The 12,832-nt window shown below is 69.6% G+C and carries 10 protein-coding genes; 5 read left to right on the top strand and 5 right to left on the bottom strand.

Translation table 11 applies throughout. The features are described 5' to 3' along the window. Positions 1-179 precede the first annotated feature (179 nt). The 3 genes from FOB47_RS17595 (at position 180) to FOB47_RS17605 (ending at position 3,928) form a co-directional block, all read left to right on the top strand. Positions 180-1,178, top strand: coding sequence for a LysR family transcriptional regulator (locus FOB47_RS17595; RefSeq protein WP_174781700.1), 999 nt, complete (start codon positions 180-182; stop codon positions 1,176-1,178). Between the two features lie 21 nt (positions 1,179-1,199). Beyond that, positions 1,200-2,681, top strand: coding sequence for a SidA/IucD/PvdA family monooxygenase (locus FOB47_RS17600; protein ID WP_174781701.1), 1,482 nt, complete (start codon positions 1,200-1,202; stop codon positions 2,679-2,681). Between the two features lie 80 nt (positions 2,682-2,761). Then, positions 2,762-3,928: a CMD domain protein gene (locus FOB47_RS17605; protein ID WP_174781702.1), complete on the top strand. Its 1,167-nt coding sequence runs from the start codon at positions 2,762-2,764 to the stop codon at positions 3,926-3,928. Between the two features lie 62 nt (positions 3,929-3,990). On the opposite strand, the gene FOB47_RS17610 is transcribed toward FOB47_RS17605, so the two are convergent. From FOB47_RS17610 to FOB47_RS17620, 3 genes are all read right to left on the bottom strand, one after another. Beyond that, positions 3,991-7,131, bottom strand: a complete 3,141-nt coding sequence (locus FOB47_RS17610; protein WP_174781703.1) for a DNA translocase FtsK — start codon at positions 7,129-7,131, stop codon at positions 3,991-3,993. A 96-nt stretch (positions 7,132-7,227) separates the two neighbouring features. Next, a complete protein-coding gene (locus FOB47_RS17615) occupies positions 7,228-7,641 on the bottom strand; it encodes a DoxX family protein (RefSeq protein WP_064573534.1) in 414 nt (137 codons plus the stop codon). A 226-nt stretch (positions 7,642-7,867) separates the two neighbouring features. Continuing rightward, entirely contained in the window at positions 7,868-8,833 is a 966-nt protein-coding gene (locus FOB47_RS17620) for a LysR substrate-binding domain-containing protein (RefSeq protein WP_064573831.1), read from the bottom strand. Positions 8,834-8,983: 150 nt separating this feature from the next. Here FOB47_RS17620 and FOB47_RS17625 point away from each other — a divergent pair, with 150 nt between their 5' ends. Together FOB47_RS17625 and egtB are read left to right on the top strand one after the other, a co-directional pair. Next, on the top strand, positions 8,984-9,607 hold the full coding sequence (locus FOB47_RS17625; protein ID WP_174781704.1) for an FMN-dependent NADH-azoreductase: 624 nt from the start codon (positions 8,984-8,986) through the stop codon (positions 9,605-9,607). 221 nt (positions 9,608-9,828) lie between these two features. Continuing rightward, positions 9,829-11,130, top strand: a complete 1,302-nt coding sequence (gene egtB / locus FOB47_RS17630) for an ergothioneine biosynthesis protein EgtB (RefSeq protein WP_023263599.1) — start codon at positions 9,829-9,831, stop codon at positions 11,128-11,130. A 143-nt stretch (positions 11,131-11,273) separates the two neighbouring features. Here the strand turns inward: egtB and FOB47_RS17635 are convergent, their stop codons facing one another. Then, entirely contained in the window at positions 11,274-12,002 is a 729-nt protein-coding gene (locus FOB47_RS17635) for an ankyrin repeat domain-containing protein (protein WP_390884836.1), read from the bottom strand. Next, entirely contained in the window at positions 11,995-12,792 is a 798-nt protein-coding gene (locus FOB47_RS17640) for a TatD family hydrolase (RefSeq protein WP_174781705.1), read from the bottom strand. Before FOB47_RS17640 ends, FOB47_RS17635 begins: the two co-directional genes overlap by 8 nt. Positions 12,793-12,832: the final 40 nt, after the last annotated feature.

Genomic DNA, 12,832 nt, shown 5'->3' on the forward strand with positions numbered 1-12,832 from the left:
ATGATTGCCTCATCGCATTTCTCCACGCGAACGATCGGCCCATGATAGCGACCCGCCGCCCGGCCGCGCCGGCAGGCACGACCGCCACTGGCGCCCCGCGGCAGAAGCGTATGCCGAAATAGTATTTGCCTTTGGCATCATAAGCGCGCAAGAATGCGATATACGCATAGTCAACCGCCATGGAAATCCGCCAGCTCGAAGCCTTCGCCGCAGTGATGTCGACCGGCAGCGTCACCGCCGCCGGCCGCCTGCTGGGCCGCTCGCAGCCGGCGATCACGCGCTCGATCCAGGAGCTGGAGAGCGAGCTGGGCTTCGCGCTGTTTGCCCGCAGCGGGCCGCGGGTCAGCCCGACCGAGCGCGGCTTCCTGCTGTACGAGGAAGTCGAGCCGGTGCTGCTCGGCATGCAGCAGATCCGTGCCAGCGCGGCGGTGATCGGCCGCGAAGGCAGCCGCTCGCTCAATGTGGTGGCGACGCCGGCGCTGGCCGCGGGCCTGGTGCCCGCCGCCCTGGCCGCCGATCCGGCGCTGCCGGCGCAGATCCATCTGCACAGCGCCTCGCCCGAGAAGGTGGTGCACGCGGTGCTGACCGGCGCCGCGGAGGTCGGCGTCACCAGCCTGCCGCTCGAGCATCGCGGCGTGGCGGTGCACTGGATCGGCGAAGTGCAATGCGTGGCGGCGGTGGCCGCCGACGATCCGCTGGCGGCAGCCGATACCGTGCCGCTGTCCGCCTGCGCCGACCGCGCGCTGGTCACGATGCAGAACCCCTACCGGCTGCGCCAGCTGGTGGACCGGGCGCTGGAGAGCGCCGGCATCGCGGTGCCGCGCCGCATCGATACCAATACCTCGCTGAACGCGCTGGCGCTGGTGCGCGCCGGGCTGGGGCTGGCGGTGCTCGAGCCGGTGACGGCCTATGGCCTCCCGGTCGACGGCGTGGCGGTGCGGCCGATCGACGTGCCGATCCCCTTCCATTTCTGCGTGATCACGCCGCAGGGACGGCCGCCGACGCCGGCGGTGCAGACCCTGGCCGAGCAATTGGCGCTGGCCGCGGCGCGGCTGCTGCCCGGCTTCGTTCGGCGCGATGGCGGCAGCCTTGCGCCGGCATACGAAGCGGACAGCGATGCCGGCACCCGCACCTTACGGGCGCCGGCCCGTCCTGCCCTATCCCGACAGAACGATTGATGTCAGCCTGAAGCGCTCTCGATGTCCACGACCGAATCCACCCTCTCTCCCGCTCCCGCCGGCCTGCCCGCGCTGGAAGCCCGCCTGCGCCAGGACCTCGCCTGGCTGGACCTGCCCGCCAAGCCGTGGGTGCCGCCGCGCCAGTTCGACGGCGCGCCGGTGCTCGACGTCGCCATCATCGGCGGCGGCATGGCCGGCTTGGCCGCCAGCGCGACGCTGAAGCACCTCGGTATCGCTGCGCGCATCTTCGACCGTGCGCCGGCGGGATTCGAAGGACCCTGGGCAACGACCGCCCGCATGGAAACCCTGCGCTCGCCCAAGCAGCTGACCGGCCCGGCGCTGGGCCTGCCCGCGCTGACGTTCCGCGCCTGGTACGAAGCGCAGTTCGGCACGGCGGCATGGGACGCGCTCGACAAGATTCCGCGCCTGCAATGGATGGACTATCTGCGCTGGTATCGGCGGGTATTGGACCTCGACGTTGCCAACGAACACACCGTCGATACCGTGCTGCCACGCGCCGACGGGCTGGTCGAACTGCGGATGACGACACCCGCCGGTCCGCAGCGCGTGATGGCGCGGCGCGTGGTGCTGGCCACTGGGCGCGATGGCCTCGGCGGTCCGCTGCTGCCGGCCTTCGCGCAGGATCTGCCGGCCCATCTGTGGGCGCACTCGTCCGACCCGATGGATTACCGCGTGCTGCGCGGCAAGCGCGTCGGCGTGGTGGGCGCCGGCGCATCGGCGATGGACAGCGCCGCGACGGCGCTGGAGGCCGGCGCCGCGAGCGTCGACCTGTTGATCCGCCGCGCCGAGATCCCGCGCATCAACAAGAGCAAGGGCTCCGGCAACCCCGGGCTGACGCACGGCCACTACGGCCTGCCCGACCAGTGGAAATGGCGGCTGCGCCATTACATCAACAGCGAACAGGTGCCGCCGCCGCGCGGCAGTACGCTGCGCGTGTCGCGCCACGACAATGCGCGCTTCCATGTCGGCTGCCCGATCGAGCGGATCGAGGTCCGCGGTGCGGGCACTGGCGATACGTTGCGCGTGCACACCGCCAAGGGCGTGTTCGAGCTGGACTTCCTGTTGCTGTCGACGGGCTTTCGCGTCGATTTCGGTGCGCGGCCGGAGTTCTCGGTCATCGCACCGCAGATTCGGCTGTGGGGCGACCGCTTCCAGCCGCCCGCCGGCCAGGAAGACCCGGAACTGCGCGATTCGCCGGACCTCGGCCCGGTGTTCGAATTCCAGGAGAAGACGCCCGGCGCCTGCCCCGGCCTGTCGCGCGTGCATTGCTTCTGCTATCCCGCCGCGCTGTCGCACGGCACGATTTCGGGCGATATCCCGGCCATCAGCGACGGCGCGCGCCGGCTGGGCCAAGGCATCGCCGCGCTGCTGTACCAGGAAGACGTCGAGACCCACTTCGCCGTGCTGCAGGCCTATGCCGAGCCGGAGCTGTACGGCGACGAATGGACGCCGGCGCCGCCGCCTTCGCACCCCGGCCAATGAATGGGCCGATCAATGCCCGATGAATGGGCCAATCCGTGCCGCCTCGCTCCGCTGACCGCTGACTTTTTCACCCCGACACCATGACTGCTTCGTCCACTCAAGCCAACGCCACGTCCGAACTCGACCTGATCGACCGCCTCGCGGGCCTTGCCGCCGGCAGCGCCACGCATGCGCTGCGCCATCAGCGCGACAAGGTCGCCGTCGCCACCGAGGGCAGCTATCGCACGATGTTCGATCCGGCCCTGCCCGGCCTGACGCTGACCGAACGCCTCGCGGTCGCGCTGTATGCGTCGCGGCTGACGCCCTCCGCCGAGCTGGCCGCGCACTATCTCGACCGGCTGCAAGCGGCCGGCGCCGATGCCGAGACGGTGGCAGCGGTCGACGGCGCCCGTGGCGACGCCGTTGCCGATGCGCGGCTGCGCGCGATGCTGGCCTTCACGCGCAAGCTGATCGAAAAGCCGGTCGAGGGAGACCGCGCCGCGCTGCTGAGCTTGCCGGCCGCCGGGCTGTCGACGCCCGAGGTCGTGACGCTGGCGCAGCTGATCGCCTTCCTGTCGTATCAGGCCCGGCTGGTCGCCGGCCTGCGCGCGTTGAGCGGTGCGTCGCAAGGCGAGGCGCTGCCGAGCGACCTGGCGCCCGCTGCGGCGGCCACAACCAAGCCGGGCGACACGATCCGCATCAACGGCTTCACCAACGAAGTGCTGGACTGGAAGGCGTGGCTGGATGTGGTGCCGGTCGAGCGGGCGACGCCCGAGCAGATTGCCGTGCTGGAGGAAAGCCATCCGAAGGCCAAGGTGTCGGACTACTACCTGTTCCTGGTGCACCAGCCGGAAATCCTGCGGCAGCGCTCGGCCGCCTTCAACGCGATCATGTACGCGCCCGGCGGCATGGCTCGTGCCGAGCGGGAACTGGCGAGCACCGTGGTGTCGTGCATCAATGGCTGTGTTTACTGCGCGTCGGTCCATGCGCAACGCTTCGAACAGCTGGCCAAGCGCAACGACGCGATCGCGCAGGTCTTCGACAATCCGCGCACGGCGGGCACCAGCGCGCGTGAGCAGGCCATCGCGCGCTTCTCGGTCGCGCTGACCGAGCACCCGGACCGCATCGGCGCGGCCTCGCTGGCGGCGCTGCGCGAAGCCGGATTGAGCGATGCCGAGATCCTCGACGGCATTCACGCGATCGCGATCTTTGCGTGGGCGAACCGGTTGATGCTCAATCTCGGGGAGCCGGTGTTGGCGCAGGCGTAAGCGCGGATCGGGGCGGGAGGACGCTCTCCCGCCATGGCCATCCCGGCCCCTGCTACAGCGCCCTACTCCTGCCCCCCAGGCGCGAGCACATCCCGCGCCCCATTGCGCCCCATCGGCGAAACCAGTCCCGCCACCTCCATCTGTTCGATCAGCCGCGCCGCACGGTTGTAGCCGATGCGCAGATGGCGCTGGACCGCGGAGATCGAGGCGCGGCGCGAGGTCAGCACGAAGGCCGCGGCCTCGTCGTACAGCGGATCGGCCTCGGCATCGCCGCCGGGCCCGTCGCCGAACAGATCGCCGCCGCCGGCCTCGGCCGGATCGGGCGCCAGGATCGCGTCGTCGTAATCGGGTTCGCCGAACTGCTTCCAGTGCTCGACCACGCGATGGACTTCGTCGTCGCCGGCAAAGGCGCCGTGCACGCGTTGCGGATAGCCGGTGCCCGGCGGCAGGAACAGCATGTCGCCCTGCCCCAGCAGGCTTTCGGCGCCCATCTGGTCCAGGATCGTGCGCGAGTCGATCTTCGACGAGACCTGGAAGGCCACGCGCGTCGGGATATTGGCCTTGATCAGCCCGGTGATCACGTCCACCGACGGCCGCTGCGTGGCCAGGATCAGATGGATGCCGGCGGCGCGGGCCTTCTGCGCGAGCCGCGCGATCAGCTCCTCGATCTTCTTGCCGGCCACCATCATCAGGTCGGCCAGCTCGTCGATCACCACCACGATCAGCGGCAGCGTCGACAGCGGCTCGGGCGCGTCCGGCGTCAGCGAGAACGGATTGCGGACCTTGTCGCCGGCGGCCTCGGCGGCGCGGATCTTCTGGTTGTAGCCGGCCAGGTTGCGCACGCCGAGCGCCGACATCAGGCGGTAGCGCTTCTCCATCTCGCCGACGCACCAGTTCAGCGCGTGCGCGGCCTGCTTCATGTCGGTGACCACCGGCGCCAGCAGATGCGGGATGCCCTCGTAGACCGACAGCTCCAGCATCTTCGGGTCGATCATGATCATCCGCACATCGTCCGGCGTGGCCTTGTACAGCATCGACAGGATCATCGCGTTGATCGCCACCGACTTGCCCGAGCCGGTGGTGCCGGCCACCAGCAGGTGGGGCGCGCGCGCCAGATCGGTGACCACCGGATTGCCGGTGATGTCCTTGCCCATCGCCAGCACCAGCCGCGAGGCATGGGCCTGGAACGATGAGGCCGCGACGATCTCCGACAGGCGGATCATCTCGCGGCGGGCATTGGGCAACTCGAGGCCCATGCAGGTCTTGCCGGGAATCGTCTCGACCACGCGGATCGAGCTGACGCCGAGCGCGCGCGCCAGATCCTTCATCAGCCCGACCACCTGCGCGCCGCGCACGCCCATCGCGGGCTCGACCTCGAAGCGCGTGATGACCGGACCGGCCGACGCGCCGACCACGGACACCGGCACCTTGAACTCGGCCAACCGCTGCGCGATCAGCTCGCCGGTCTCGGCCAGATGCTGTTCGGAGACCTGCTCGGCGTGTTCGACGGCCGGCTCCAGCAGATCGATGCCCGGCAGGCGGTAGTCGACGATGCGGGGCGGCGGTGGCGGGACGATCGGCTGAGCCGGTGCGGCCGGTCTTGCCGTCGCATTGGCGACCGCGGGCGGCGCTGCGGCGTCGAGCGGCACCGCGCGGCCGACCACGGCCGGCAGCACGATGCGGGGCTTTTGCGCCGGGGCCGGCGTGGGGTCGGCTGTTTCCGGTGCGGCTTCGCGCGCGGCTTCCGAAGTGTGTTCCATCGTGCCGGCGGACGCTGCGGCGACATCGTCCGGCTCGTGCCACGGCGGTTCCCAGGCTGGCGTGGGAAGCGCCGCGGGCGCCGGCTCTGGAGTCGGCTCGATGTTCGGCTCGGACGCCGGCTCTGGTTGAGGCTCCGAGTCCGGTTCGAAGGTCGACGGCAATGCCGCCATCGCCGTCGCGTCATCCGATTGCGTCGGCGCGGCCTCGGGGACCGCGTCGACCGGAATGTGCTGAGCTTCGATCGGAGCGGCCGGCCCGCCGTCAGCCGCGAGCTCGCTGCCCGGCTGGCCCTGTTCGGCGCCAGCCAGTGCGCGCAGTTCGGCCAGCAGCGCCTGCGCCTCGGCGCGGATCGCCTCGTACGCGGCGGTCTGCTCGGCGTCCGCTGGCTCCGCTTCGGCCGGGTGAGATTCGGCCGGCGCGGCCGTCGCTTCCGCTACGGCTGTGGCTGTAGCAGTGGCCACGTCGTCGGTCGGCACGGTGGCGCCCTGCTCCTCGGCCGGCGTGGCCATCGGCGAAGGCACCGTTAGATTGCCGCCATTGGCCGGCACAGCGCTCGCCGCCCTCGCCTGCGGCTGCGCTGCGGGCAACGTCGTGATTGCGCCGCGCAAACCCAGTTGCGGCTGATGGAAGGGACTGGCGACGACGGTCGCGCGCAGTTGCCCGCGCGAAGAAGCGGCGGCGGCAGCGGACGCGGTCGATGCCACAGCGGCCGTCGGCGCAACGGCTGCCGGCCGCAATGGTGCCGAAGCGGTCGTCCTGGCGGGCGGGGATTTCTGCGCTGGCGCGGTTGCCGCGGCGCTCGCCGGTGGAACGGTTCGGGTCGGTTGCGTCGGATGCAGCCAGATTTCGCCGGGCTGTGGCGGCGACACGCGGGTGCGCGGCGGCGGTTGCCACGCCGGCGATCGTCGGGCCGACACCGCTTCGATGCCCTTGTGGCGGGCCGTCGGGCGCCGGACGCTGTCGTCGCCGACCGGCGTCCATCGCGTGGCCGCGGGAGCCGGCATGGAAGCTTCACGCAGCGGACGCGACGCGGCAGGCACCGCTTCTTCGCTGGCATCGCCGGCAGCGGCATGGCGCCGCGGCTTGCGTGCGAACAGGCTGGGCCAGGTCTCGCCGAACACCATCGGCGCGGCCAGCGCCAGCACACCGAGCATCAGCAGCAGCGCGCCGGTCCAGCCGAACAGGTCGGCCGCGATGCCGGCCACCCCTGCCCCGGCGGCGCCGCCGGAGGACGCGCTGGGCTCCACGTCGGACGAGGCCGACGCGCTCGCGGTCAGCGCCTCGAGCGCCGCGCTCGCGCACAGCGTCAGCGCACTGCCGAGCCAGACGCGCAGCGTGCCGGGCCCGGAAAACACCGGCTGTCCTGCCAGCATGCGCGCGACCATGCGCCACGCCAGCGGCAACAGCCAGAAGGTCGACAATCCGAACCAGCCCAAACCCATATCGCTACGCCATCGAAAAAACCACGGGCAGCGATTGTAGCGGTTATGCCGCCGGTGCCGTCCCTGCCACAGCCAAAAAACGCCGCGCGCGGCGGATCAATTCAGCGGCCCGCCGGCTCCGCCGACGCTGAAGCGGCCCGCACCGAGCAGCATCACCGCGACCGCGGCGCCGAGGAACATGCCCTGCAGTTCCAGCTCCCAGCCACCGCTCTTGTTGAGCATGCCCAGCTGATGCATATGGACCAGGCCGACCGCGAACAGCATGTTGATGACGATCACCAGCGCCGCGGCGCGCGTCCACAGGCCGATGATCAGCAGCACGGGCGCCAGCACTTCGCCGATGTAGACGCCATAGGCGAGGAAGGAAGGCAGGCCCGCCTGGTCGACCATCTGCACGATGTGGCCGGGGCCGTTGATGACCTTGGCGATGCCGTGCAGCAGGATCAGTATTCCCAGCACGATGCGCAGCACCGCCTTGCCCAGATCCTGAGAACCATGAGTAGCAGCCATCGATGTCACTCCTTTGGTGGTTGACGCAAACGGGTCCCCGGTTCGATCCGTGCGCGGACGTTGTAGGCGCCTTGCGCTGCACGCGAGGCGCCCCTGTACCTTAGCGCCGGTTCGCGTGAAGGTAAAGCCGCAAATGCTTGCGGAGTCCTTGCTGGGCGCGGGTTGTGGCGCGGATCGCAACACCGCGGCATGCCGCCCCGCGCCGAACCGTCCGCACGACGGCGGATCAGCCCGGGGCCGCCGGCGGCAGCGGCTGGTTCATGCCGGGCGGCATGATCGGCTGCATGCCGGCCTGGCGCACGTTCTCGGGCAGGATCTCGGTCAGGAAATCCAGGAAGCGCCGCACCGCCGGGGGCATGCCGGTCCTCGATGGGAAGACCGCGTGCAGGGTCCCGACCGGCATGCGCCATTGCGGCAGCAGCACTTCCAGCTCGCCGCGCTCGATCGCCTCGCGGCAATACATGCGCGGCAGCATCGCGACGCCGATGCCTTCGACCGCCGCCGACAGCAGCACCGCGAACTCGTCGCAGACCAGCCGGGGATCGTAGGGAATCTGCGTGGGCGGCTCGTCGCCGATCGACAGGTTCCACACATGGCGCCCATCGTGCGGCTTCTGCCCGACGCCCGGCACGCCGGCCAGCGCCTTGGGCGTGCGCGGCCGGCCGATCGCGTCGAGCAGGCCGGGGCTCGCCACCAGCGTCAGCGGACTGGAGCCGAAGGTGCGGATCGCCAGGGACGAGTCGTCGAGCACCTCGCGCACGCGCAGCGCCAGATCGTAGCCCTCCCCGATCACGTCGACGCGCCGATTGGTGGCGTCGATCTCGACCCGCACGCCGGGGTTCTCGCGCATGAAGCGCCCGATCGACGGCGCCAGCAGGTTCTGCGCGATGCCGACCGCGCAGGCGACGCGCAGATGTCCGCCGGGCTGGGCGCGCGCCTGCTCGACGACGTCGCGCGCGGCCTGCGCCTCCGACAGCATCGCCTTGCAACGCTCGTAGAACGCCTCGCCCAGCGGCGTCACGCGGACCTGCCGCGTGGTCCGGCGCAGCAGCTGCACGCCGAGCTCCTTTTCCAGCTGGGCGATGCGCCGGCTCAGGCGCGACTTTGGCACACCGGTGGCGCGGCTGGCGGCGGAGAAGCTGCCGTGCTGGACCACCTGGGCATACAGATAGAGATCGTTGAGGTCTTGCATGGTCGCCATCGTAAGGGCTGAACGGTCGGCGTGGCCGGGGTAGCTCGTTCTATAGGCAGAACAATAATTTCCATTATGGATCACTACCGACATCAATCGCCAGCCATTATCTTTCCTCCCATCCAAACCAATTCCGATGTGGAGAGCGTGATGAAGATTCTGCAAATCGATTCGAGCGTACTGGGCGACAACTCGGTGTCGCGCAGCCTGACGGCGCAAGTGGTGGCGGATCTGCGAGCCCGCCATCCGGAGGCCACCGTGACCGTGCGCGATCTGGACAAGGAGGCGGCGCCTCACCTGTCCGGCCATCTGCTGCCGGTGCTGGGCGGCCCGAAGGAAGGGCTGGACCCGGTGCAGCAGGCCGAACTGGAGCGCACCGAGGCCTGGCTGAAGGAATTCCTCGAGGCCGACGTGCTGGTACTTGGCGTGCCGCAATACAACTTCGGCATCCCGAGCCAGCTCAAGGGCTGGATCGACCGGATCGCCCAGGCCGGCCGCACCTTCCGCTACACCGAGGACGGTCCGGTGGGCCTGGCCGGCGGCAAGAAGACGATCGTGGTGTCCTCGCGCGGCGGCGTGCGCCAGGACCCGAACGGCCTGGACCTGCACGAGGTCACGATCGACACGGTGCTGCGCTTCCTGGGCATCACGGACATCAGCTATGTCCGCGCCCACGGCCTGGCGATGGGTCCCGAGTACCGGACTGCCGGCCTCGACGCCGCCCAGCGCGAGCTGGCCGCGCTCAACGACGAGGATGGCCGCCTGGCGGCCTGATCGCGGCGCCGCGGACATGCCGCTGGCGGCAAGCGCCGTCAGAGGCTGTCCGACTCCCCCCGGGGTGGGATCGCGTCTATGATGGAGCGGTTCGTACCTGCGGTTTCGGCGTACGCCCACTCGGGGGAGCAGGCGCTGCCGCGCGATGCGCGGGCTGGCCGGAACCGGCCACGGCGACGGTGCCAGGCAGGCATCGCCGCGCTATCGACCCCGGAGCCCGCATGCCCTCTTCCCTGTTGCCCGCCAGCGTCGTCCCCCCTCCGCAGGAGCCGGCGCTGCTGTCCCGGTATCGCCATATCCGCGCCGCCACCGAAGCGATGGTGGCCGATATCAGCGACGCCGACGCGACGGTGCAATCGATGGACGATGCCAGCCCGGCCAAATGGCATCTGGCCCATACCACCTGGTTCTTCGAGGAATTCGTGCTGACGGCGCGCATCCCGGACTACGAGCCGGTCGACGCGCGCTACCGCTATCTGTTCAATTCGTATTACGAGGCCGTCGGCGCGCGCCATCCGCGCCCGCGCCGCGGCCTGCTGACCCGGCCCACGCTGGACGAGGTGTTGGCCTACCGGGAAGCGGTCGACGAGGCGATGTTCGATCTGCTGATGCGCGCGCAGACCGACGAGGAAGCGGCGCTGATCGAGCTGGGCCTCAATCACGAGCAGCAGCATCAGGAGCTGCTGCTGACCGACATCCTGCATCTGTTCGCGCAGAATCCGCTCAAGCCCGCGTTCGCGCCCGAACTGGTGGCACCGGTGATCGCCGATCCGCGGCCCGCGCCGGAATGGCTGACCTTCTCCGGCGGCGTGGTGTCGATCGGCCATGAGCTCGGCCAGGATCGCGCCGGCTTCGCGTTCGATTGCGAGGGGCCGCGGCACCAGGTGCTGCTGCGCCCCTACCAGTTGTCTTCGCACCCGGTGACCAACCGGCAGTGGTTCGAATTCATCGAGGATGGCGGCTATCGCAGCGCCGGGCTGTGGCTGTCGGACGGCTGGCGCTGGGTCGGCGAGCAAGGCATCGAGGCGCCGCTGTATTGGGAGGAGCGCGACGGCACCTGGTGGCAGATGACGCTGCGCGGCATGCACCCGGTCGATCCGGAGAGCCCGGTGACGCATATCAGCTACTACGAGGCCGATGCCTTCGCCCGCTGGGCCGAGCGCCGGCTGCCGACCGAGGCCGAGTGGGAACACGCGGCGCGCAATCTGCCAGCCACCGGCAATTTCCTCGAGGGACGCGCGCTGCGGCCGCTGCCGGACCGGCAGAACACCGCCGGCGCGCTGCGGCAGATGTACGGCGACGTCTGGGAATGGACCGCCAGCGCCTTCCTGCCTTATCCGGGCTTCCGCCCCAGCCCCGGCGCGGTCGGCGAGTACAACGGCAAATTCATGAGCAACCAGATGGTGCTGCGCGGCGGCTCGTGCGTGACACCCGAATCCCATATCCGCGCGACCTACCGCAATTTCTTCTATCCGCACCAGCGCTGGCAGTTCACCGGCGTGCGGCTGGCGGACGATGCCTAGTCGGCCGTTGCCGCGATCCGCTTGATCGCTCGGCCGGATCGCCGGCGGTAGCGAGGGTTGGCCCCTCTCCCGCTTGCGGGAGAGGGCAGACAAGCCGGCAACGCCTTACGCCCCCGCCAGCGGGAGAGCGAATCTTCCAGGTCTTACCACCCCGCCTTGCCCTTCCCCTTGCCGCCGTCCATCGGCGTGTCCGGAAACTGCTTCTGCCAGCGCGAGCGCAGCCCCTGGGCGATCTCGGGCTGGTTGTAGCGGTCGGCGAAATCGATCGCCGTCATGCCCTGCTGGTTGCGGATCCGCAGATCGGCGCCCTCGTCCAGCAGCAGCTTGACCGTCTCGATATGACCGCCGCGCGTGGCCATCATCAGCGGCGTGGTTCCGTTCGGGCTTTCCGCGTCGACATAGGCCGACTCTTCCAGCAGGTAGCGGACGATCTCCAGATGGCCGTTGGTGGCCGCGTAGTGCAGCGGGGTCCAGCCCGTCTTGTTGATCTCGACCTGGCGCTGCTCGACCATCAGCTTGACCATGTCCAACTGGCCTTGCAGCGCGGCCATCATCAGCGCGGTTTCGCCGGCGGCATTGGTCTTGTCGAAATCGAGGTTCTTCGCCTGGATCAATGCTTCGGCGGCCTTCAGCGACTTCTCGCGCAGCGCCGCCACCAGCAGCGGATCGCCACGGCGGTCGGTCAGGTTGGGATCGACGCCGCGCGACAGCAGCTTCCGCACTTCATAGCCGTTGTCCAGTTCGACCGCCAGCCGGAGGTCGTCGGCCGGCGCAGCCAGCGCGGGCAGCGCACCGCCAGCCAGCGCGGCGGCCAGCACCGTGGCCCGCATCGACGCCAGCAAAGGGCTGCGCAGCGACTTGATATCAAGCATTAGCAGTCCTTTCTATGTGATTGAACAGATTGAAAAAGTTGTCCGTCGTCTGCTGCGCGACCTGCTCCACCGGCAGCCCGCGCAGCGTGGCGATGAACTCGCCGACATGCCGCACCCAGGCCGGCTCGTTGGTCTTGCCGCGATACGGCACCGGCGCCAGATACGGCGAATCGGTCTCGATCAGCATCCGCTCGAGCGGCACCTTGCGCGCGGTCTCCTGCAGATCGACCGCGTTCTTGAAGGTCACGATGCCCGAGAACGAGATATGGAAGCCCATGTCCAGCGCCTGCCGGGCGACGTCCCAGGTCTCGGTGAAGCAGTGCAGCACGCCGCCGACTTCGCCGGCATTCTCTTCACGCATCAGCCGCAGCGTGTCCTCGGCCGACGAACGGGTATGGATGATCAGCGGCTTGCCGGTCTGGCGCGCGGCGCGGATATGGGTGCGGAACCGCTCCCGCTGCCATTCCATCTCGTCGATGCTGCGGCCGTTGAGCCGGTAATAGTCCAGCCCGGTCTCGCCGGTGCCGACCACGCGCGGATGGTTCGACAGCGCGACCAGCCGCTCGACGGTCGGCTCCTCGGCGCCCTCCTCGTAGTCCGGATGCACGCCGACCGAGGCATACAGGTTCGCATGCTGCTCGGCCAGCGCCAGCACGCGCGGGAAATCCTCCAGCGTCACCGAGATGCACAGCGCGTGGGTGACCCGGTTCTCGCGCATATGGGCCAGCAGCTCGGGCAGCCGCGCGGACAGGTCGGGGAAATCGAGGTGGCAGTGGGAGTCGACAAACATGGCAGATCGGGCAATCGGGCAATCGGGCCAGGCGGACGGG

Source organism: Cupriavidus gilardii (assembly GCF_013347325.1).
GTDB lineage: Bacteria > Pseudomonadota > Gammaproteobacteria > Burkholderiales > Burkholderiaceae > Cupriavidus > Cupriavidus gilardii.